General features: G+C 38.8%; 22 protein-coding genes. 6 read left to right on the plus strand and 16 right to left on the minus strand.

The genetic code is table 11. The annotated features are described in order from the left end of the window. Positions 1–12: 12 nt before the first annotated feature. Entirely contained in the window at positions 13–552 is a 540-nt protein-coding gene (gene msrA, locus SJY09_RS16385) for a peptide-methionine (S)-S-oxide reductase MsrA (protein WP_396636781.1), read from the minus strand. Then, entirely contained in the window at positions 545–1003 is a 459-nt protein-coding gene (gene msrB / locus SJY09_RS16390; protein WP_396636782.1) for a peptide-methionine (R)-S-oxide reductase MsrB, read from the minus strand. The genes msrA and msrB overlap by 8 nt, the downstream gene beginning before the upstream one ends. 88 nt (positions 1004–1091) lie before the next feature. Between msrB and SJY09_RS16395 the strand changes: the two genes are divergently transcribed. Next, positions 1092–1901 (plus strand): DNA/RNA non-specific endonuclease, encoded by an 810-nt coding sequence (locus SJY09_RS16395; RefSeq protein WP_396636783.1) that lies wholly within the window; start codon positions 1092–1094, stop codon positions 1899–1901. Here the strand turns inward: SJY09_RS16395 and rodA are convergent. The 7 genes from rodA to SJY09_RS16430 form a co-directional block, all read right to left on the minus strand. Beyond that, complete coding sequence (gene rodA, locus SJY09_RS16400; RefSeq protein WP_396636784.1) at positions 1898–3181, minus strand: rod shape-determining protein RodA; 1284 nt, start codon at positions 3179–3181, stop codon at positions 1898–1900. The genes SJY09_RS16395 and rodA overlap by 4 nt on opposite strands. Positions 3182–3187: 6 nt before the next feature. Then, positions 3188–5104, minus strand: coding sequence for a penicillin-binding protein 2 (mrdA, locus tag SJY09_RS16405; RefSeq protein WP_396636785.1), 1917 nt, complete (start codon positions 5102–5104; stop codon positions 3188–3190). Beyond that, on the minus strand, positions 5101–5505 hold the full coding sequence (locus SJY09_RS16410; protein WP_396636786.1) for a rod shape-determining protein MreD: 405 nt from the start codon (positions 5503–5505) through the stop codon (positions 5101–5103). The genes mrdA and SJY09_RS16410 overlap by 4 nt, the downstream gene beginning before the upstream one ends. 97 nt (positions 5506–5602) lie before the next feature. Next, the gene (mreC, locus tag SJY09_RS16415; RefSeq protein WP_396636787.1) at positions 5603–6424 is read right to left on the minus strand and encodes a rod shape-determining protein MreC; all 822 of its coding nucleotides are present in this window, start codon (positions 6422–6424) and stop codon (positions 5603–5605) included. Positions 6425–6460: 36 nt separating this feature from the next. Next, positions 6461–7489: a rod shape-determining protein gene (locus SJY09_RS16420; protein WP_126593458.1), complete on the minus strand. Its 1029-nt coding sequence runs from the start codon at positions 7487–7489 to the stop codon at positions 6461–6463. A gap of 56 nt (positions 7490–7545) precedes the next feature. Beyond that, the gene (gene purH, locus SJY09_RS16425; protein WP_396636788.1) at positions 7546–9078 is read right to left on the minus strand and encodes a bifunctional phosphoribosylaminoimidazolecarboxamide formyltransferase/IMP cyclohydrolase; all 1533 of its coding nucleotides are present in this window, start codon (positions 9076–9078) and stop codon (positions 7546–7548) included. A 175-nt stretch (positions 9079–9253) separates the two neighbouring features. Then, positions 9254–9709, minus strand: a complete 456-nt coding sequence (locus SJY09_RS16430; protein ID WP_396636789.1) for a GAF domain-containing protein — start codon at positions 9707–9709, stop codon at positions 9254–9256. A 120-nt stretch (positions 9710–9829) separates the two neighbouring features. Between SJY09_RS16430 and SJY09_RS16435 the strand changes: the two genes are divergently transcribed. The 4 genes from SJY09_RS16435 (at position 9830) to SJY09_RS16450 (ending at position 13717) form a co-directional block, all read left to right on the plus strand. Continuing rightward, on the plus strand, positions 9830–10240 hold the full coding sequence (locus SJY09_RS16435; protein WP_396636790.1) for an HYC_CC_PP family protein: 411 nt from the start codon (positions 9830–9832) through the stop codon (positions 10238–10240). Positions 10241–10350: 110 nt separating this feature from the next. Further along, positions 10351–11070: a heavy-metal-associated domain-containing protein gene (locus SJY09_RS16440; protein ID WP_396636791.1), complete on the plus strand. Its 720-nt coding sequence runs from the start codon at positions 10351–10353 to the stop codon at positions 11068–11070. 10 nt (positions 11071–11080) lie between these two features. Beyond that, positions 11081–13354 carry a TonB-dependent receptor domain-containing protein gene (locus tag SJY09_RS16445; protein WP_396636792.1) on the plus strand — a complete coding sequence of 758 codons (2274 nt, stop codon included), beginning with the start codon at positions 11081–11083 and terminating at the stop codon, positions 13352–13354. A 6-nt stretch (positions 13355–13360) separates the two neighbouring features. Continuing rightward, positions 13361–13717, plus strand: coding sequence for a heavy-metal-associated domain-containing protein (locus SJY09_RS16450; RefSeq protein ID WP_396636793.1), 357 nt, complete (start codon positions 13361–13363; stop codon positions 13715–13717). Between the two features lie 125 nt (positions 13718–13842). Here the strand turns inward: SJY09_RS16450 and groL are convergent, their stop codons facing one another. The 7 genes from groL to miaB all read right to left on the minus strand — a co-directional run bounded on the left by groL (position 13843) and on the right by miaB (position 20529). Next, a complete protein-coding gene (gene groL / locus SJY09_RS16455; protein ID WP_396636794.1) occupies positions 13843–15480 on the minus strand; it encodes a chaperonin GroEL in 1638 nt (545 codons plus the stop codon). A gap of 112 nt (positions 15481–15592) precedes the next feature. Beyond that, the gene (gene groES, locus SJY09_RS16460; protein WP_396636795.1) at positions 15593–15871 is read right to left on the minus strand and encodes a co-chaperone GroES; all 279 of its coding nucleotides are present in this window, start codon (positions 15869–15871) and stop codon (positions 15593–15595) included. Positions 15872–16011: 140 nt separating this feature from the next. Further along, positions 16012–16371, minus strand: a complete 360-nt coding sequence (gene secG / locus SJY09_RS16465; RefSeq protein ID WP_396636796.1) for a preprotein translocase subunit SecG — start codon at positions 16369–16371, stop codon at positions 16012–16014. Between the two features lie 5 nt (positions 16372–16376). Next, positions 16377–17234 (minus strand): hypothetical protein, encoded by an 858-nt coding sequence (locus SJY09_RS16470; RefSeq protein WP_396636797.1) that lies wholly within the window; start codon positions 17232–17234, stop codon positions 16377–16379. Between the two features lie 7 nt (positions 17235–17241). Further along, positions 17242–17763 (minus strand): LptE family protein, encoded by a 522-nt coding sequence (locus SJY09_RS16475; RefSeq protein ID WP_396636798.1) that lies wholly within the window; start codon positions 17761–17763, stop codon positions 17242–17244. Between the two features lie 19 nt (positions 17764–17782). Further along, on the minus strand, positions 17783–19051 hold the full coding sequence (locus SJY09_RS16480; RefSeq protein WP_396636799.1) for a sigma-54 interaction domain-containing protein: 1269 nt from the start codon (positions 19049–19051) through the stop codon (positions 17783–17785). 32 nt (positions 19052–19083) lie between these two features. Beyond that, positions 19084–20529, minus strand: coding sequence for a tRNA (N6-isopentenyl adenosine(37)-C2)-methylthiotransferase MiaB (gene miaB / locus SJY09_RS16485; RefSeq protein ID WP_396636800.1), 1446 nt, complete (start codon positions 20527–20529; stop codon positions 19084–19086). Between the two features lie 169 nt (positions 20530–20698). Between miaB and SJY09_RS16490 the strand changes: the two genes are divergently transcribed. After that, positions 20699–21430 carry a hypothetical protein gene (locus tag SJY09_RS16490; RefSeq protein WP_396636801.1) on the plus strand — a complete coding sequence of 244 codons (732 nt, stop codon included), beginning with the start codon at positions 20699–20701 and terminating at the stop codon, positions 21428–21430. Positions 21431–21438: the final 8 nt, after the last annotated feature.

The following is a 21438-nucleotide window of genomic DNA, read 5'->3' on the forward strand; positions in this document are numbered from 1 at the left end:
CGGCTTTTTTTATTAGACCTTAAGCTTATCTCCATGTAATTTCCTAAGCTTGGACAGCTTTGGGTTAATTACTACTTGGCAATAGCCTTGAGATTTATTGTTTATATAATAATCTTGATGTGCTTTTTCCGCATCATAGAAAATACCCAAAGGGCTTACCTCGGTTACTATAGCATTTTCATAATAAGGGTTTAGCTCTTTAATGACCGCGTTGGCGGTTTCCTTTTGCCTGTCGTTTTGATAATAGATTACAGAGCGGTATTGCGTACCCACATCCGCTCCTTGTCTATTAAGGGTGGTAGGGTCATGTGTAGTCATAAATATTACCAAAATATCCGCCAAGGAAATAACCGCTGCATCAAAGGTTACCTGTACTACTTCTGCATGACCTGTTAGTCCAGAACATATTTCTCTATAGGTTGGCCTTCCCGGAGCGTTACCGCCTGTATATCCAGATACTACTTTATGAACACCGTTTACTTCTTGAAAAACCGCTTCGGTACACCAAAAGCAACCACCGCCAACGGTTATAACTTCTATATTTTTACTCATTTATTTCTTTCGTAATTTTCATGGATTCAGAATTAATACAGTAACGTAGTCCACTTGGCTCGGGTCCGTCAGGAAAAACATGGCCAAGATGCGCATTGCACGTATTGCAGAGCACCTCTACCCGTATCATTCCAAAGCTTACATCTTTTATATACTTAATGGCGTTCTCTTTTATAGGCTGTGTAAAACTTGGCCATCCCGTCCCGGATTCAAACTTTATGGTAGAATCAAATAGTGGCGTACTACAACAGATACACTCATATTTGCCAGCATCATGCACACTGCACAATGCTCCCGAATGAGGGGCCTCTGTACCTTTTTTTCTGGTAATTCTAAACTGTTCAGGAGTTAAGATAGCTCTCCATTCTTCTTCAGTTTTCTCAACTCTATTATCAGGAACAGGATTTCCGTTCACTGAAAAATGAATAACATCTTTCCATGTTAAAGTCATAATTTTCCTTTCTTTTTTTTAAGTTCTTTAACGCTTTCTAAGTCGTTTTAGTTCATTGCTTCTTACAAAATTAAACTAAATTTGAGCGATGCGTTTTGATACTAAAAATAGAACTATTTACTCGGTTTTAATCCTTATTTGTATTGTAGGTTTTTGGCTTTTTGAAAATTTTTATACCCCTAGCACCTATTCCATAGGTGAAGAAGGAAAAGAGGCTAGTTTTCCAGCAGCGTTATTGCCAAGTTCTACAACGGATGAGGTGGTACACCACTCCTATTTTTCCTTGTCCTATAAGGAACGATTTGAGCAGGCGGAGTGGGTGGTGTACGTGCTGCGTAAATCTCACCTAACCTATGACGACAGAAAAAGACCTTATTTTATCGAAGACCCTTGGGTAAAATCAAAATCCGCGGATTGGAGAAATTACAAAGGCTCAGGTTACGATCGCGGGCATTTGGTGCCTGCAGGTGATCGCAGGTTTTCTGAACAAGCTTATAACGAGACTTTTTATACCAGTAATATAAGTCCGCAGGATAGGGATTTTAATGCGGGTATTTGGAATAGGTTGGAAATGAAAACAAGGTCGTGGGCAAAAAAATATGGGGAACTTTATGTAATTACTGGAGGTGTTTTGGAGGGCGGCCTTTATGAAATTGGCGATGAGGACGTGGCTGTGCCTGATTATTTTTATAAGATAGTGGCTAAAGGAAGTCCAGGTAAGTTGGAAGTTATTGGTTTTCTGTTTCCAAATAAAGAACAAAGCAAACCATTGTCGAGTTTTGCGGTTAGCATCGATGAACTAGAATCCAGAACAGGAATCGATTTTTTTAAAGGATTACCGGTTAGCGAGCAGGAAAAATTGGAGTCTAAAATACACCTGAAAAACTGGAAGTTCTAAAAGCTTTCTTTAAGTCTATTGGTATCAAGCTTCAGAAAGATGAATAACAAAATGGTAAAGAATAATAGACCAGAGCCACCGTAGCTAAAAAAAGGCAATGGTATTCCAATGGTTGGCAGCACGCCAATTACCATTCCAATATTTATAAAATAGTGGATTAGTAGTATAGAAATCACCCCATATCCATACATTCTTGCAAAGTCGTTTTTTTGCCGTTCCGCTAAGGAAATCAATCTTAATAATAGTATAGTGAAAAGAATAACTACGGTGGCCGTGCCAAGGAACCCCCACTCTTCACCCACAGTACTAAAGATATAGTCGGTATGCTGTTCTGGAACAAAATCTCCTTTGGTTCTGGTTCCCTCTAAGAATCCTTTACCCCAAAACCCTCCCGACTCAATCGCTTTTTCTGATTGATAGGTGTTGTAGCCAATTGTCCTACGAATTTGTTCAAGTTTGGCCGGGTCTTTTTCTAGTCGTAACCACAGGCTAAAGCGGTCCCTGTGTCGTTGCTCGAATACATTGTTGAAAACAAAATTAACAGAGAGCGAAAACAGTATTGTGAATATAACCACAATCGCCAAAGGGAAAATGGGGACTTTAAAGCTTTTTCGTTTTAATGCGAACAGCAGTACTAGTAGCAAGGCAAGGCCAATGGTAACCCAAATGGTTCCGAACATGAGCGTAGTTACAAAAATAAGAATGGCGAAAAAGCCGATTCCGAGATAAAATAGCGGTAGTCCTTCTCTAAAAATAACAAAGACCAGAGCAAAGAATACGAGCGCGCTTCCTGGATCTGGTTGAGGAATTATAAGGAGCGCGGGGATGAGTATAATTAACAGTGCATAGAGCTGGTCTTTTCTACGCTTAATGTCGGTCTGAATATCGCTTAAATACTTCGCTAGCGCCAGAGCTGTTGCTATTTTGGCAAGCTCCGAGGGTTGGAAATTCATAAATCCCAGACTGTACCAAGAGGTGGCCCCGGCAATGGTCTTTCCAAAGACAAAGAGGCCTAATAGTGAAACCATGGAAATTAGATAGAGAACGCTCGAAAAACGTTCATAAAAATTAACTTCCAATGCCATAATCACTAGGATTGCTACTAAGCTTACTCCTATAAAAAATAACTGTTTCCCGTGTAAGGTGCCAAAATCGAAGAGTGCATCCTGTGTTTCTGTGAAGGTGCTAGAGTAAATATTTGACCATCCAATAATAACCAAGGATAAGTAGATGAATACAGTAAGCCAATCTATTCGTTTAAGTATACTTCTACCAGACATACTCGTTTACCTTGATTGGTGATCAATATCTAAGTTGATTGCATCTTGGCTCCAATCGTATTCGTTTATTTCAAACGCCTCACCACTATAGGGTTTAGCATACTCGCGCTCCAAGCTTCTTCCAAGCATTCTTTTTTCTAAATCTGTTCGGGTAATCTCTCTTTTAATGTATTTCTCTATCATTAAGGAGGCAATATGACCTGCGTAACGAGAACCGTAATAGCCATTTTCAATATAAACGGCAATTGCTATTTTAGGATTTTCTACAGGCGCGAATGCTACGAATACAGAGTGGTCCGTAAGTTGCGTACGTACACCATCAATCTTGGTAAAATTCTCTGCCGTACCTGTTTTCCCTGCTATCTCTATATCCGGTATTTGAAGCCAATATGCCGTTCCGCCTTTCTTTTTATAAACATCGGCCATGCCCTGTATGATAGGTTCAAAATGGTTTTTATCTATAGTGGTTTTTTTAGGTTCCGTATATTTGGGGTCAGTGATATCTTTTCCCTGAATTTTTTTAAGAATATGCGGAGTAAAATAATACCCTCTATTCGCAATTGCAGCGGCCATATTTGCCAATTGTACTGGAGTTGCCAAGATTTCTCCTTGCCCAATAGCATTGGATATGATAAAAGAGGAACTCCAACGATTATCCCCGTACCATTTGTCATAGTATTCTTTGCTAGGAATTCTTCCTTTTTGTCCAAAGGGAAGGTCATAACCAAGGTAATTCCCCAAGCCAAAACTTTTCATATGCTTTTCCCAGACATCCATTCCTTCGTCGGTAGTTTCAAATTTTTCAAAGATCTTCCGAAAAGCTCCTGCAAAATAAGCATTACAGGACATATAAATACCACTGTTCATATTACGTAAGCCTCCACCACAATGGCAGCCTCTTTTCTTTTTCCCTACATAGAAACCATTATAGCATCGTATTGTCGAGGACTCTTCTATAACACCCTCTTGCAGGGCTACTAACGCATTAAGGGTTTTAAATGGTGAACCGGGAGGTTGCTGTGCATGTATGGAACGGTCCCAGGTTGGGTTAGCTATGGTGTCATTATAGAGCTTGGTGTAATTTTTAGATCGTTCTCTACCTACTAGCAGCGCGGGATCATAAGTAGGTCCGGAAATCATGGAAAGTATTTCCCCGGTTGCTGGTTCAATGGCTACAATGCCACCTCTTTTCCCAAACATCAAACGTTCTCCGTACTCCTGTAGTTTTTTGTCAAGTGTAATACTAATTTGTTTTCCTTGCTCTGGTAAGGTGTCCATGGCCCCATTTTTATAGGGTCCTATTTCTCTGTTGAATCTGTCCTTTTGAATATATTGAACTCCTTTTCTACCACGGAGAAGGTCTTCATAGTAACGTTCAACGCCTGTTCTACCTTTAAGTTCTCCTTGAACATAGTATTTGTTTTTAGCCAAATCTCCTTCGTTGACCTCACTAATATAACCTAATACATTGGCGGCACTTGGCGTGTCATAATATCGTAAGGAGCGTTTTTGAATATAGAAACCCTTGTATTTTCGCATCTTTTCTTGAAGTCTTGCATAGTCCTCCTTTGATAATTGTGGTACCAAAACCGAGGGTAGTCTGGGAGAATAAACGCGTGCTTTTCTTAGCTTTTCCTTGAATTTTGGCTTATCTATACCTAAAAGACCACAAAACTCTAGGGTATCAAGAGCTTTAACCTCCCTGGGAATAACCATAACATCATAAGCAGGGTCGTTACCCACCAACAGCTCTCCGTTTCTATCATAGATGTAACCGCGTTCGGGATAATCGTAAATCGCTTTAATGGCAGGGTCTTCTAAAACTTGGTCTGGGGAAAAACTGAATATTTGCAGGTAGGAAAGTCTGCTTAGGAACGTAATTCCTATGATGATAATTATTGATGATAAAAGTATTTTCCTCATTCTTTTTTAGTGCTAAATAAGGTGCTGAACAATAGACCCAATACTAAAGATGCTAGGCCTATGGCAAACGTTTTTTGTATGATGAGTAAGCTATTGGCAAAACTAAAAATTTCTAAAGTAAAGAATACAATATGGTGTATTAATATTAATAACGTCAAAAAGGTAAATTGTTGTGCCTTAGTACTGTTGTTTAACTTAAAACTTTGAAATTCATAATTGACTCCAAATACAAACCGCATTATAGTAGGTCTTAAATAGGCTATTGTAATGGTAGCGGCAGTATTGATAGCTAAGGTGTCCGAAAAAATATCTATCAAAAAGCCGAGCAAAAAACTTATAATCAGAAAAGTAGTTCTGTTTTCTTTTATTGGATACCAATAGATGAACAGAATATATATCATAGGGTTGATAAAGCCAAAGAAATTTAGCCTATTGAATACGAGTACCTGTACCAAAACCAGCAGTATAAACCTTAAAATATTTACAAAAAAGGAACTACTAATCATTAGCTGTCTGTGTTTCTGTTTCTAGTTCTAAAACTTCTTCCTTGTTCAAATTTTGAATCACGTATATGTTCTTCAAATTTGTCATATCGTTAAATAGCGCCACATCTATAAAATAGAAACTCTTTGAAGTATCCAAATCAAATTTTTGAATAGTGCCGATGGGAATGTTCTCGGGGAAAATACTGCTCATAGCACCTGTAACTATAGTATCTCCAATAGTTAATGGGACCAACCTGGGGATGTCTACCAATTGAACGGTATTATAGTCTTTTGTATTCCAGACCAACGAACCAAAATGGTTAGAATTTTTAATCTTAGCATTGATATTGGACTTTTCATTTAATATACTCTGTACAGTTGCATAGTTGTTAGAGGTGTTCTCAATGATTCCTAGTATTCCTTTGTCCGTAATTACGCCCATGTCTTGCTTAACACTATCTAAACTACCCTTGTTAATGGTAATGTAGTTTCTTTGGTCGGAAAAGCTGTTTTTTACTATGCTACCCTGTACTACCGTATAGCTGTTTAGTAAAGAATCAGTTATAGGAATAACGCTTTCTTGCTTATTGTAAAGCTGAAATCGAAGTAGTTCATTTTCTCTTAAGAGGTCGCGGTTCTCCTCCCGGAGTTTAAAATAGGAAGTAATATTAGTTGACATTTCGTAAATACTACCAGAAAAATAATTGGCTGAATTTAGAAATTTAGACTGATGATAGGAATGCGATTGAAAGGTGAAAACTAAAGCAATAAATAAAAGAAAGGCATAAAGCAGGAACGTTTTATACCGAATCAGAAAATTTATTATCTGCTGCATTCACTTTTACGTTTTCAAATTGAAGTACTTAAAAAATTACTTGATTAAGATACTTTTATATCGCTCTAGGTTTTTCAAAGCTATTCCTGTACCACGAACAACCGCTCTCAAAGGGTCTTCCGCGATATATACAGGAAGATCTGTTTTTTGTGACAACCTTCTGTCCAAGCCTCGTAGCATAGAACCACCGCCGGCTAAATAAATTCCTGTATTATAGATGTCGGCTGCCAATTCTGGAGGGGTTTGTGATAGCGTCTCCATCACAGCGTCTTCTACGCGCAAGATGGACTTATCTAGGGCTTTCGCTATCTCTCGGTAAGAAATCTGTACTTGCTTCGGCTTACCCGTAAGCAAATCACGTCCTTGAACAGATTTTTCGTCTGGTGGAGACTGTAAATCTTCCGTTGCGGATCCTATTTCAATTTTAATAGCTTCTGCGGTACTCTCGCCAACATACAAGTTATGCTGTGTACGCATGTAGTAAATAATATCGTTTGTGAAAACATCACCTGCAATCTTTACCGATTTGTCACAGACGATACCCCCTAAGGCAATTACGGCGATTTCTGTAGTACCACCGCCTATATCTACGATCATATTACCTTTGGGCTGCATAATGTCAAGACCAATACCTATAGCTGCGGCCATTGGCTCATGAATAAGATACACTTCCTTACCATTTACCCGTTCCGCGGATTCCTTTACTGCACGCATTTCAACCTCTGTAATCCCGGAGGGAATACATATGACCATACGCAAAGCTGGTGGAAACCACTTTTTCTTTAATGCAGGTATGTTTTTAATGAACATATTGATCATCTTTTCAGATGCATCAAAATCGGCGATTACTCCATCCTTTAAGGGACGAATGGTTTTTATATTTTCATGGGTTTTTCCTTGCATCATATTGGCTTCCTTGCCAACAGCGATAATTTTACCGGTAATTCTATCACGAGCTACGATAGAAGGACTATCTACTACGACCTTGTCATTATGTATAATAAGCGTGTTCGCCGTTCCTAAATCTATGGCTATCTCCTCGGTCAAGAAATCAAAAAATCCCATATAAATTTGTTTGGTTATGGATTAAGGGGTGCATTTCATCGACAAAAGTAGTAAAATTAATGCTTAAAATGACGCGTGCCTGTCATCACCATTGAAATTCCGTTCGCATTACAATAATCTACGGTCAGCTGGTCTTTGATAGAGCCTCCTGGTTGAATAACGCTAGTAATACCTGCTTTGTCCGCAATCTCAACGCAATCAGGGAACGGGAAGAAAGCATCACTGGCCATTACAGCACCATCTAGGTCAAAATTAAAGGACTGCGCCTTGTGTATGGCTTGGTTTAGGGCATCTACTCGCGAAGTCTGTCCGGTGCCGCTTGCGCACAATTGCTTGTTTTTTGTTAAGACGATGGTATTCGATTTAGTGTGCTTGCATAATTTTGAAGCAAATAGTAAATCTTCCAGTTCTTGCTCGTTAGGCTTAGTGTTGGTTGCATAGCTTAAATCTGCAAGCGTGTCCGTTTTATGGTCTTTTTCTTGAAGCAACATTCCGTTTAAACAGGTTCTTACCAGCATTTCTGGCATATCCGTTTCGTTCTGTATCAGGATAATTCTATTCTTTTTTCCTTTAAGTATTTCTAGGGCGTCTGCTGCATAGCTTGGCGCAATAACAACCTCACAGAATAGTTTGTGAATCTCTTCCGCAGTTGCTTTGTCAATCTCTTTATTACTGATTAAAACACCTCCAAAAGCAGAAACCGGGTCGCCGGCCAAGGCGTCTATATAAGCCTGGTGAAGGGTGCTACGTTGTGCCAGTCCACAGGCATTATTATGTTTTAGGATGGCGAAGGTAGGAGCATCGTTTTTGAATTCTCCCATAAGATTTACCGCGGCATCAACATCTAACAAGTTATTATAAGAGAGCTCTTTACCATGAAGTTTGGAGAACATAGCATCAAAATCTCCAAAGAAAAATCCTTTCTGGTGCGGATTTTCTCCATAACGCAATACTTTACCATTGGTTTCACTTACTTTAAGTGCGGCGATTTCATGGTTCTGATTAAAATAATTGAAAATGGCAGTATCATAATGAGAGGAAACATTAAAGGATTTTGCTGCAAAACGCTTTCGGTCTTCTAGGGTAGTATTGCCATTATCCTGGGAAATGACTTCTAAAAATTCTGCATAATCTTCCATGGAAGACACGCACATCACATCCTTAAAGTTTTTTGCTGCCGCACGTATTAGGGAAATACCTCCGATATCTATTTTTTCTATAATGTCCTGTTCCGAGGCACCGCTGGCAACTGTTTTTTCAAATGGATAGAGATCTACGATTACGATATCTAACTGTGGAATTTCAAATTCTGCTAATTGCGCAACATCACTTTCATTGTCTTGGCGGTTAAGGATACCTCCAAATACTTTTGGGTGTAGGGTTTTTACGCGCCCGCCTAAGATAGATGGGTAACTGGTAACATCTTCTACAGGAACAACTTCTATTCCAAGGTCTTTAATGAATTTTTCCGTGCCGCCGGTAGAATAAATCGTTATGCCAAGTTCATTGAATTTCTTAACAATAGGTTCTAAACCGTCTTTATGAAAAACGGAAATTAATGCAGAAGTCGCTTTTTTTAAAGTGCTCATGGGTAGTGCTTGTAATTAGTAATTTAAGCACACAAAAGTAATTTTTTTAAAAGTAGCACAATAACGAGGTTATCAACAAATAAGCTAAAGTTTTGAACCACGCAAAGGGGCTAATTTCAATTTTTACGAAACAAGTTCAAAATAATCTACAGTGAATGGTTCAAAAACCAGTCTCTTAGGGTTCTATAATCTTTGCAACTTCGGCATTTACAAATTCTAGAAAGCGCTCGTCTTCATCAGTGAATGGGTCAGGGGTGTTAGAATCTATATCTATCTGACCGATATTTTCTCCGTTAACGAACAAGGGAACAACAATTTCTGATTTTACTGTAATACTACAGGCAATATAGTTGTCTTGGGCTTGTACATCAGGGACAACAAAATTTTGATTACTCACCGCAACTTGACCGCATATACCTTTTCCGAACGGAATTATCGTGTGGTCGGTAGGTTCTCCTGTATAAGGACCTAGCTTCAATTCCTCTTTTTTGCCATTCCTAAAATAAAACCCGACCCAATCATAATGCGGAACGTTTTCTTGAAGAAGATCACAAATGTTTTTTAGTTTGGTTTCCGTTTCCTCTTTTGTGTTGGTTATTGCTTTTATTTTAGGTTTTAGGGTATCGAACATGGTAGTTAATTTCAAAATCTAAGTCAAAAGTCGATTTTTAATAGGAAACTAACAATACGAATAGCCTTAAATATTCGTTAAGTAATTCTAGTGAAAATTCTAAAATAGTATCTTTACACAGTGAAAAAAGTAATGCGTAAAATATGGTCCGTTGTTATGGCGGTGCTATTATTGTTTTCAACCGTCTCTTGGACTATTGAAAAACATACCTGTATGGGGCGTGTAATGAATGTGGCTTTATTTACGAAGGCTCAAGACTGTGGCATGCTAGCTGCCATGCGGGTTATGGAGAAAGATGCGGACGAAAACCACTGTTGTGGTGAAGAAACCCTTACGATCCAAGGCCAAGATGATCTTAAAATTTCGTTTAACGATATTTCTTTGGACCAACAGGTCTTTATCGTTGTTTTTACCAATGCGTACGTTGCGTTGTTCTCTACTACGGAGCAGCAAACGAATATAAACGAGTATTACCCGCCACCACTTCTGGTCAGGGACATACAGTTACTCGACGAAACTTTTTTAATTTGATGTGATTCCTCACTAGAGGATATTTTTGAAGCAGATTCCACCATGTTCTTGTTGCGGTGGCTAGGAAACAAAAGCGCCCAATGCTTTGGGAAACATCAAATAAAAAAATCATGAAACATACCTATACAGTTACCGGAATGACCTGCAACGGTTGCGTGGCATCGGTAAATAAATACCTTACATCAATAGAGGGGGTACAAAAAGTAGAAATAGACTTAGAGGCATCCGAAGCGGTCGTTCAAATGAGAGAACATATTGGCCTGAACACTTTTAAATCGGTCTTGCCAGAAAAATATACGATTTCAGAAAAGGGAAATCATGTCATGGAGATGATGGTGCAGGACGATGAAAAATCAAAGTTGCAGCAGTTAAAACCCTTATTACTCATTTTCGCCTATTTATTTGCTGCAGCCATTTTGCTTAATTATAAAAATTGGAGCACAGCAGAGGCTATGTTGGATTTTATGGGACTGTTCTATATTGTATTCAGTTTCTTTAAGTTGCTAGATTTAAAAGGCTTTCCAGACAGCTTTCGCATGTACGACCCCTTGGCAAAGGTAATCCCTGCGTATGGTTGGGTGTATCCTTTTATGGAGCTGTCTCTTGGCCTGTTATTTTTAATGCGAATTCAAATACCTATTGCCTTGGTGGTTACCATATTCATCTTAGGCGTAACAACCGTAGGCGTTACCAAGAGCCTGCTAAATAAGAAAAGTATCCGCTGCGCTTGTCTCGGTACTGCTCTTAAATTACCTATGACGGAAGCAACTTTCATTGAAAATGCCGTTATGCTAGTGATGGCCGCTGTCATGTTATTAGGGCTTATTTAAAAAAGAGGCAATGATGAAATATATGCTTTTAGTCTTAATGACGATTCCGCTCTTGACCTTGTCTCAAAGTAAAGTAGAAGGCATGGTGATGGAAAAAAATAGTGGTAACGAGTATATGGCCCTCTCGGGAGCCAATGTATATTGGTTAAACTCCCAAACGGGAACCATAACTAATGATCAGGGTTTATTTAGCATTCCTTATTCAAAGGAATACGATAAATTGATAATTAGTCATGTTGGTTTTAAAACCGACACGTTAATAATCAATGAACCAAAAATTGTTCAGCATACCTTGCAGCTCTCAAACGAACTAGATGAGGTAGTTGTGCAACAAGAACGTGATGCGGTAGAGAAGATCTTTTTCAGTGCTCGGAATGTAATTACCGTAAATAGTGCAGAGCTATTGAAAGCGGCTTGTTGTAACCTATCCGAAAGTTTTGAAACCAACCCGGCGATAGATGTTAACTTTTCAGATGCTTTAACGGGAACCAAGCAAATTCAGATGTTAGGGCTCACAAGTCCGTATTTGCTTATTACACAGGAAAATATTCCTATGGTTCGTGGGGCTTCGCAGGCGTATGGACTCACATTTACTCCTGGTACTTGGGTAGAGAGTATTCAAATTACCAAAGGTGCGGGGAGTGTGGTAAACGGGTATGAGAGTATTTCGGGACAAATAAATACAGAATTGGTGAAACCGCTAACGGACAAGCGTCTTTTTGTAAACGGTTATGCAAATCGGAATGGACGTTTAGAACTGAATACCCATATAAATCATAACATTTCTGATAAGTGGAGTACAGGCCTGTTTATCCATGGTAATTTACGGAGGCAAAAAGAAGACAGAAATAATGATGGTTTTTTAGATGCCCCTTTGGCAGAGCAAATAAATATAATGAACAGATGGCAATACCAGAACCCGGAAACGGGATGGGTAAGTTTCATCAACTTTCGATTTTTGAACGATGAAAAGCAAATTGGTCAGGTAGCGTTCGACCCCGAGTCTCCAAACGCGATTCGTGGTACAAGACCAGAAGGAATAGTATTGAACGGTACCGAAGCATGGGGAAGTGAAATAGCTACACGGAGGTTTGATTCTTCTGTGAAGCTTGGGTATGTTTTTCCTGAGCTACCTTTTCAAAGTTTTGGTTTTCAAGCCTCTTATAGTAATCATCAACAGGAATCCTATTACGGGTTCAATAGGTATGATATTGAACATCGTAGTATGTACTCCAACCTAATTTTCAATTCCATAATAGGGGATACCCGAAGTAAATTTAAAACGGGACTTACATTTGCTTATGATACCTATGATGAATTGGTCAATACACAGGATTTTGGAAGGGACGATAGCTCGGGAGGTGTCTTTTTTGAATACAGTTATGAAAATCTGGAAAAGCTTAGTCTCACCGCAGGTCTTAGGGTAGATACACATAATCGCTTGGGTACTTTCGTTACCCCAAGGCTGCATATGCGTTATACGCCTTGGGAGCTAGGAAGCTTTAGGGCTTCTTTTGGTAGAGGTAGGAGAGCGGCTAATATTTTTGCGGAGAATCAGCAATTGTTCGGTTCTTCTAGGCAAATTCAGCTTTTAGATACTCAGGGAAGTGTTTATGGTCTTGACCCCGAAGATGCTTGGAATTATGGTGTTAGCTTTTTACAAGGTTTCTTGTTTTTAAATAGGAAAGGAAATATTACGCTTGATTACTATAAAACTGATTTTATAAATCAAGTGGTTGTGGATTGGGAGAATCCTAGAGCTATTTCATTTTACAATTTAGATGGAAAAAGTTTTGCAGATAGTTTTCAATTAGAGGTGAATCATGAAATCCTAAAGAATCTAGACCTGCGTTTGGCTTATAAATACTATGATGTGCAAACGGATTATAGGAACGGCAGACTTCAAAAGCCATTGCAGGCGCAAAATAGGTTTTTTGCAAATGTGGGTTATGAAACCAGTCCTAAAGATAATGGTGCGCGGTGGAAGTTTGATTATACTGTACATGCTTTAGGGGAGCAACGCCTGCCAAACACCGATGAAAACCCTCCGCAATTTCGTTTGGGTATTACGGCGCAAGGATATAGCCTAATGAATGCCCAGACGACCAAAGTGTTTTCCGAAAAATTCGAAGTCTATCTTGGTGGGGAGAATTTAACTAATTTTAGACAAAATAACCCGGTTTTGGGCGCGGATAACCCTTTTGGCGAGAATTTTGATACTAGTATTGTATTTGCGCCTATTATGGGAAGAATGTTTTATTTAGGATTTAGATATAAAATATAAGTAATTATGAAAAAAGTAGTTTTAATATTGGTTTTAGGATTTTTTACAGTCTGTACTTTTGCTCAGGAAAAGAACAAAAAATTAACCATGGAGGTAGATGGTAAATGCGATATGTGTAAAACGCGCATAGAAAAGGCAGCTTTAGGGGTAAAAGGTGTAAAGTATGCCATGTGGGATATTCCCTCCCATGAGTTGTCCTTAATAATAGATGAGCGAAAAACAGACCCTATGCAAGTAAAAACGGCTCTAGTGGCTGTTGGTCATGATACAAAAGAATTAAAGGCAACAGCGGAAGCATATAATAGTGTGCATCCCTGTTGTAAGTATCGTGAGGATAGTTCTGACGATAGTGGAAAACATTAGTTGATGTTTGAAACGGCTTAAAAGTAAAACCCGCTTTTGATAGATTTCAAAAGCGGGTTTTTATATTTAGTATAATAATGGTATGTGCGAGAACAAGCTATTTTCTAGCTCGTTGCGGCTCGCCACTACATCATGCCTGGCATTCCGCCACCTCCGCCCATTGGCGGCATAGCAGCAGGGGCATCTTCTTTAATGTCTGTCAAAGCACATTCTGTAGTCAAAATCATTCCAGAAACCGAAGCTGCATTTTCTAAAGCGACTCTAGTTACCTTCTTAGGATCTATAATACCTGCTTTCATCATTTCAACATACTTTTCAGATTTAGCATCGTATCCGTAGTCACCTTTTCCTTCTAGGATTTTAGCAATGACAACAGAACCTTCACCACCAGCGTTAGAAACAATGGTTCTTAATGGAGCTTCTATAGCACGAGCAACAATTTGTAGACCTGTAGCTTCGTCCTCATTTTCTGTAGCGACTTTCGTCAAAACAGCTTTAGCTCTTACCAAGGCAACACCACCACCGGCAACGATACCTTCTTCTACAGCCGCTCTTGTTGCATGTAGCGCATCATCAACACGGTCTTTTTTCTCTTTCATCTCTACCTCGGAAGCGGCACCTACGTAAAGAACGGCTACACCACCAGCTAACTTAGCCAAACGCTCTTGTAGTTTTTCCTTATCGTAATCAGATGTTGTCGTTTCAATCTGAGATTTGATTTGATTCACTCTTGTTTTAATATCCTTTGCAACACCACCACCATTTACAACAGTTGTGTTGTCTTTGTCTATTTGTACCTTTTCACAAGTACCTAACATATCAATAGTAGTATTATCTAAAGAAAAACCTCTTTCCTCGGAAATGACGGTACCACCGGTTAGGATTGCAATATCTTCTAGCATTGCTTTTCTACGATCTCCAAATCCTGGAGCTTTTACAGCAGCAATTTTTAAAGAACCTCTTAGTTTGTTTACGACTAAAGTAGCCAATGCTTCACCATCAACATCTTCTGCGATAATCAATAGTGGTTTTCCAGATTGTGCCACCGGTTCTAGAACAGGTAGTAAATCTTTCATAGAAGATATTTTCTTGTCGAATAAAAGGATGTACGGACTTTCTAGTTCTGCAACCATTTTCTCTGAGTCGGTAACAAAGTAAGGAGAAAGGTACCCTCTATCGAATTGCATACCTTCTACAACGTCTACGTAAGTATCCGTTCCTTTAGCCTCTTCAACAGTGATTACACCTTCTTTACCAACTTTACCAAAAGCTTGAGCGATTAAATCGCCAATAGTGTCATCGTTATTGGCAGAGATAGAAGCAACTTGCTTTATCTTCTCAGAAGAATCACCTACTTTTTTGGATTGTTTGGATAAATCGGAAACAATAGCCTCAACAGCTTTGTCTATACCTCTTTTTAAATCCATTGGGTTAGCGCCTGCCGCAACGTTCTTAAGTCCTTCCTTAACGATTGCTTGCGCTAAAACAGTTGCGGTAGTTGTCCCGTCACCTGCTAAATCGTTGGTTTTGGAAGCTACCTCTTTAACCATTTGCGCACCCATATTTTCCAAAGCGTCCGCGAGTTCAATTTCTTTTGCTACCGTTACACCATCTTTGGTTACTTGTGGTGCTCCAAAAGATTTACTAATGATAACATTTCGTCCTTTTGGTCCTAATGTTACTTTAACCGCATTAGCCAATGCATCAACACCTCTCTTAAGGCCGTCTCTTGCATCGATATCAAATTTTATGTCTTTTGCCATTTTGTGTTTTAGTTTTTAGCCTTTTGGCTTATTGCCTTGGGCTACTGTTTTTAATTAGTGAATTAATTTACTGTTTGACTACAGGCTAATCGCCAAAAGTCTAACGTTATTATTAGATGATAGCTAAGATGTCACTTTCGCGCATCATAAGGTAATCCGTGCCTTCTAATTTTAACTCCGTTCCTGCGTATTTTCCGTAAAGAACAGTATCACCTACTTTAACCGTAATGTTTTCATCTTTTGTTCCAGGTCCAACAGCAACTACTTTTCCCTTTTGAGGTTTTTCTTTAGCAGTATCTGGGATATAAATTCCAGAAGCTGTTTTAGTTTCCGCTGCCATAGGTTCTATAAGAACTCTATCTGCCAATGGTTTAATACTAACTTTAGCCATAATATTATTAATTTATAATTGATTTTTTAGTTTGACGTTAGAGGGTCAGAAATTATGCCATTACCTGAAAACTGACATATTTAATGTAAAAATGCCAGCTTAGTGACAAGCTGGCATCTTTGTATTGTGTGTATATTTTATTAAATGCTATCCGTGGGAGTAGTATCAGGAGTTACTTCTGGTGTAACTTCTTCGGGTAAGGTCTCTGGAACAACAGTTTCAATATCGTCTCCCTGTAATAATTTAGAATCCGCATCACCAAAATTACCTTTAAGTGCAATGTTGGATGCTAATATTAAAAGAACCAAAAGTCCTGACAGGGTCCACGTACTTTTATCTAAAAAGTCTCCTGTCTTTTTTACACCACCAACTACTTGGTTTCCACCGCCACCAAAAGAAGAAGATAATCCGCCACCTTTAGGATTTTGTACCATGATTACTAAGACCAACAAAAAACAAACGATGATAATTAGAATCAGGAATATTGAAAATGTACTCATTATACTTAGCTATTTTCGCGTTTAATTTTTTCTACCGCTTTAATTCGGTCTGCAAAGAAACCACTTTTTTCCGGATATTTCAAACTTAAAATTTTGTAAGCCTGTATGGCGTTTTTATACTTTTTCTGTTCTAAATAAACCCTGGCCAGCGTCTCTGTCATCAGTTCATTTTTATCCAGTTTGGCGGAATTGGCAATGGCTTCTGACTGCGGAATATTATCCTTCGGAATTATTTTAGGATTGGTGGCTATAAACGTATCTATTCGGTCAAACTTACGTTGTTTATCATCCTTTTTTATAATGACTTCTTCCGTTTTCTTTTGGGGGATTTCCTTTACGGGTAATACTTCTCTAGCAATCGGTTTTTTTGAGGCTAGTTGCAACCATTCCGTGAACGAATATTTTTCTTTTTTGTCAAAGGGTAATGGTTTGCCAATTTCTAGGGTTTCCTCTTCGCTTTTTAGTTTTTTCTTCGCTTTGAAAAGTTTGGGGTCTAGTATTTGCTCTGCATCTTTTTTGTCTTGTGGTAGTGGTTTGTCCGCTGAGTCTTCGATAAGAGGTTTCTCTTCCTTTTTTAATACTTCTTTTGTAATGACCTGCTTATCGAGAGTATTATTATGTAAGAAATCTTTAGAAGTGATAAAATCAAAAAGAACATCTCTGTCCGTTGTATAGGCGGCGGTTACTTTTAGCGCTTTATTGTATTTATAACTATTTAGGTTTTTAAGTCCTTTTAAATGAAGTGCTCTGGCCGATTGAAAATAAGGATATTCCTCTATAATATCTTCCAACTGTTTTGTTTGCACTGGGTCTACTACCTTATTCGGATGTTCCAAAAAATATGTAAAATCGGAGACTTTCATAGTTTAATTACCAATCTGCAAGGGAAGCGTTAAAAATATCTTGGGTAATCCGTTCAAAAATAATTTCATGTGCTTCACTCTTTATGGCAGAAAGTTGTGCATCTGCGGGGTAATCAAAAAAGAAGGAGAAGCTCTGGTCAAAGTCGGCATCTTCTTTGGTGTTGTTGTAAAACCTACATTTAACCCTTACGGATAATCTATTCTGGGCAGCGGTCTGTTGAGCGGTAGCCGTCATTGGCGAAATTCTGTATTCCGTAATCTCTCCCTCGTAAAGTAAATCTGCATTCCCGTTATTAATCAAATCTAAACTGGTCTGGTTCAGAATTCTGTCTTGAAGTGCCAAGGTGAAATCCCTGTCCATTCCAGGCTCAAAAGTAGAGCCAGGACTTTGCGTAGCGTAGTTTTGAAAATAGTTTACCTGAAAGGTGGTGGCAGTACCTACATTACCACCTGTAAAATTGTATATGCCGCACCCGTTCAATAAAAGGATAGGAAGCAAAAGGATATAAAAAAAGATATGTTTTTTCATGAGCATATGTTGTAAACTACTAAAGATCGTACTGTTTTATTTTTCTGTACAGGGTGCGTTCTGAAATTCCAAGTTCCGAGGCAGCCGCTTTCCTTTTGCCTTTGTTCCTTTCAAGCGATTTTTTTATCAGTTCAATTTCTTTCTCCTGTAAAGATAGGGTTTCCTCTTCTTCGATTTCTTCAGCAAAATGATATTTATCTTCTTGGGCTGTGGGAACATAGGGCTTTTCAATCGTTGGTTCTGGTAGTTGTAGCACATTTAATGACGATGCATCCCGAGTCTCGATCTCTTCATCGTCTTCACCGTAGATTTTACGGATTAAATTTTCGTTTTCTTCCTGTACTTTCTGGGAATCATTGTTCTTTAAAAGCTCCATGGTTAATTTTTTGAGATCGTTTAGGTCTCCTTTCATGTCAAAAAGAACCTTGTAAAGAATCTCTCGTTCGTTACTAAAATCACTCTCGGATTTTGAACCGTTTACCACAGCAGGCAAATTACTTCCCTGGCTGTTGGGTAAGTAACCGTGAAGTGTGGCACCCGAAATTGCCCTGCCTTCCTCAAGAACGGAAATCTGCTCCGCTATATTTCTAAGTTGTCTTATGTTTCCCGGCCATCTGTATTTTAAAAGGAGTGCTATAGCATTCTCGTCTAACCTAATGGTGGGCATCTTATATTTTTGTCCAAAGTCCGAAGCAAATTTTCTAAATAAGAGGTGAATATCTCCCTGCCTGTCACGTAGTGGTGGAATATTAATTTCTACGGTACTTAAACGATAGTAAAGATCTTCTCGGAATTTTTCTTTTTTTATGGCTTCGAACATATTTACGTTCGTGGCGGCAACGATACGGACATCGGTTTTTTGTACTTGTGAAGAGCCTACCTTTAAGAATTCTCCATTCTCCAATACGCGAAGAAGTCTCACCTGGGTGGTCAATGGTAGCTCGCCCACTTCATCTAGAAATATAGTACCTCCATCGGCTACTTCAAAATAACCGCTTCTAGTCTGCGTAGCCCCGGTAAATGCTCCTTTTTCGTGTCCAAATAGTTCACTATCAATAGTTCCTTCAGGGATTGCACCACAGTTTACGGCAATATATTTGGCGTGTTTTCTATGGGAAAGGGAATGTATGATTTTAGGTATGGATTCCTTTCCTACACCACTTTCTCCCGTAACCAGCACTGAAATATCCGTTGGCGCTACTTGAATGGCCTTTTCCAAGGCTCTGTTTAGCTTTGGGTCTTGGCCAATAATTTCAAAACGTTGTTTTATGCTTTGTATACTCTCCATTTATTCAGTCTATTAGAATTATGGGATTCCTCTTAGTTGTTATCGGAATAACCCACTGCTTCCCCGATCAGTGTTGCCGATGTGCAATCATTGATTTTTACATTTACGAAATCTCCTACCTTGTAATCTTCCTTGGGGAAAACGACTACGGTACTTTGAGAATTTCTACCCATCCATTCGTTTTCGGATTTTTTTGAAGTACCCTCAATAAGGACCTCCTGTATTTTCTCCAAATGTTTTTCTGTTCTATACTTGCAATGCTCGCGCTGTAAAGCTATAATTTCGGACAATCTTCTTTTTTTGATCGGAGCAGGGACATCGTCTTCCATTTTTCTTCCGGCCATAGTTCCGGGCCTTTCCGAATAGGCATACATATAGCCAAAATCATATTTTACATAATCCAAAGCCTTTAAAGTGTCTTGATGATCTTCTTCTGTTTCCGTAGGAAAACCAACAATGATATCTTGTGATATGCTACAGTCCGGTATGATTTTTCTGATATTGTCCACCAAATCAAAGTACGCTTCAATAGTATGCAGCCTGTTCATTTCTTTTAGAATACGATTGCTGCCACTTTGTACCGGTAAATGTACATGGTTGCAGATATTATCGTATTTCGCCATGGTCTCTATTACGTCAAGGGTCATGTCTTGCGGATTGGAGGTTGAAAAGCGAATTCGCATTTTTGGTTGCGCCAAAGCAACCATTTCTAGTAATCTAGAAAAACGAACCGCTGTGGCTTTCTGCATCTCGGACGCTTTTTCAAAACCTTTTTTGAGTCCGCCTCCGTACCATAAATAACTATCCACATTCTGCCCAAGAAGGGTAATTTCCTTGAAACCTTTATCCCATAGTTCTTGAATTTCTCCTAAAATAGATTGAGGGTCGCGACTACGTTCCCTTCCTCTGGTAAATGGAACAACACAAAAAGTACACATGTTATCACATCCTCTAGTAATGGATACAAAAGCGGTAACGCCGTTTGAATTTAAGCGCACGGGTGCTATATCTCCGTATGTTTCGTCCTTTGAAAGGATTACGTTAACAGCATCCCTTCCGGAATCTACTTCTTTAATTAGATTGGGTAAATCTTTATAGGCGTCCGGCCCTACGACCATATCCACAATCTTTTCCTCATCTAGAAGTTTATCCTTCAAACGTTCTGCCATACAGCCCAAAACACCAACCTTTAAATGGGGACGTAATTTTTTAGCGGCATTGTATTCCGTTAGTCGTTTTCGAATGGTTTGTTCTGCCTTATCCCTGATAGAGCAGGTGTTTACCAAAACCAAATCGGCATCTGCCAAGGTCTGGGTCGTATTAAAACCTTCTTCGGCTAAAATGGATGCAACAATTTCACTATCGGAAAAATTCATCGCACAGCCATAACTTTCAATAAAAAGCTTACGACCGTTCTGCGTTGAATTTTCAAGCTTTAATGCAGTGCCTTGTTTTGTTTCATCTATTGTTTTCTCCATATATCCCAAACTTCTTTCCCTGCGAATTGTTCTAAGCTTACTTATTTATGCTTAAGGGGATACAAAGATAATACTATATTCAAAAATGTGACAAGTTGGCAGTTTATTTAGTTTAATTTTAAGCTTTGTAGCAGGATGCTTACATTTATTTTAAATTAAAGCGTACCTAATGAGTTTAGAAACCATCAACCAAAAAATAATACAAAAGCCTTCTCTGGAGTTTGGCTTAATCTTTAGCCAATCTATCGAATTATTTAAAAAAGTATGGCTTCAAGGTTTTATTACCCTCTTGTTGACCTTTGTTACTATTCTGCCCTTCTATATCATGATTTATATTCCTATGATTGCCGCAGGAATAACAGACCCCGAAATGCTAAAAAGTGAAGAAATGCCACCTATGGTTGTTTTGGCCATGGTACTGCTCTTGCCTGTTTTTTTGCTTGGGGTAATGACTTTTGGTATAGCCCTAAATGCTGCATTTCTTAGGATATGCAGACAGAAGGATAGTAATGAGGTAATTAGCGAAGATTATTTCTATTTTTTCAAAGAAGGTCGTTTAGGGAAAATCTTGAAATTGGCACTCATTATGCTTGGTTTAAGTTTGTTGGGAAGTCTCATTTGTGGGTTAGGTATTATCTATTTGGTAGTACCAATGTCCTTGTTTCCTGCTTTCTTGGCCTTTAATGAAGAGCTTACTGCTATGAACATTGCCAAGGCTAGTTTTACTTTAGGGAATAAAAACTGGCTAGTTATTTTTGGCCTTCTCATAATAATGGGTATTGTGGCGGAGTTAGGCATTATACTTTGTTGTGTGGGGATACTATTTACCGCTATGCTTTCAAAAATACCGACATACTTTATATACAAGTACGGTGTTGGCTTCGATTCCCTTGAGGAATAATATTCGTA

It is taken from the genome of Maribacter sp. R77961 (genome assembly GCF_044594925.1).
Taxonomy (GTDB): Bacteria; Bacteroidota; Bacteroidia; order Flavobacteriales; family Flavobacteriaceae; genus Maribacter.

Excerpts from the sequence above, each read along its gene's own strand:
- msrA (WP_396636781.1), bottom strand. The coding sequence starts at position 552 with ATGAGTAAAAATATAGAAGTTATAACCGTTGGCGGTGGTTGCTTTTGG.
- msrB (WP_396636782.1), bottom strand. The coding sequence starts at position 1,003 with ATGACTTTAACATGGAAAGATGTTATTCATTTTTCAGTGAACGGAAAT.
- SJY09_RS16395 (WP_396636783.1), top strand. The coding sequence starts at position 1,092 with ATGCGTTTTGATACTAAAAATAGAACTATTTACTCGGTTTTAATCCTT.
- rodA (WP_396636784.1), bottom strand. The coding sequence starts at position 3,181 with ATGTCTGGTAGAAGTATACTTAAACGAATAGATTGGCTTACTGTATTC.
- mrdA (WP_396636785.1), bottom strand. The coding sequence starts at position 5,104 with ATGAGGAAAATACTTTTATCATCAATAATTATCATCATAGGAATTACG.
- SJY09_RS16410 (WP_396636786.1), bottom strand. The coding sequence starts at position 5,505 with ATGATATATATTCTGTTCATCTATTGGTATCCAATAAAAGAAAACAGA.
- mreC (WP_396636787.1), bottom strand. The coding sequence starts at position 6,424 with ATGCAGCAGATAATAAATTTTCTGATTCGGTATAAAACGTTCCTGCTT.
- SJY09_RS16420 (WP_126593458.1), bottom strand. The coding sequence starts at position 7,489 with ATGGGATTTTTTGATTTCTTGACCGAGGAGATAGCCATAGATTTAGGA.
- purH (WP_396636788.1), bottom strand. The coding sequence starts at position 9,078 with ATGAGCACTTTAAAAAAAGCGACTTCTGCATTAATTTCCGTTTTTCAT.
- SJY09_RS16430 (WP_396636789.1), bottom strand. The coding sequence starts at position 9,709 with ATGTTCGATACCCTAAAACCTAAAATAAAAGCAATAACCAACACAAAA.
- SJY09_RS16440 (WP_396636791.1), top strand. The coding sequence starts at position 10,351 with ATGAAACATACCTATACAGTTACCGGAATGACCTGCAACGGTTGCGTG.
- SJY09_RS16445 (WP_396636792.1), top strand. The coding sequence starts at position 11,081 with ATGATGAAATATATGCTTTTAGTCTTAATGACGATTCCGCTCTTGACC.
- SJY09_RS16450 (WP_396636793.1), top strand. The coding sequence starts at position 13,361 with ATGAAAAAAGTAGTTTTAATATTGGTTTTAGGATTTTTTACAGTCTGT.
- groL (WP_396636794.1), bottom strand. The coding sequence starts at position 15,480 with ATGGCAAAAGACATAAAATTTGATATCGATGCAAGAGACGGCCTTAAG.
- groES (WP_396636795.1), bottom strand. The coding sequence starts at position 15,871 with ATGGCTAAAGTTAGTATTAAACCATTGGCAGATAGAGTTCTTATAGAA.
- secG (WP_396636796.1), bottom strand. The coding sequence starts at position 16,371 with ATGAGTACATTTTCAATATTCCTGATTCTAATTATCATCGTTTGTTTT.
- SJY09_RS16470 (WP_396636797.1), bottom strand. The coding sequence starts at position 17,234 with ATGAAAGTCTCCGATTTTACATATTTTTTGGAACATCCGAATAAGGTA.
- SJY09_RS16475 (WP_396636798.1), bottom strand. The coding sequence starts at position 17,763 with ATGAAAAAACATATCTTTTTTTATATCCTTTTGCTTCCTATCCTTTTA.
- SJY09_RS16480 (WP_396636799.1), bottom strand. The coding sequence starts at position 19,051 with ATGGAGAGTATACAAAGCATAAAACAACGTTTTGAAATTATTGGCCAA.
- miaB (WP_396636800.1), bottom strand. The coding sequence starts at position 20,529 with ATGGAGAAAACAATAGATGAAACAAAACAAGGCACTGCATTAAAGCTT.
- SJY09_RS16490 (WP_396636801.1), top strand. The coding sequence starts at position 20,699 with ATGAGTTTAGAAACCATCAACCAAAAAATAATACAAAAGCCTTCTCTG.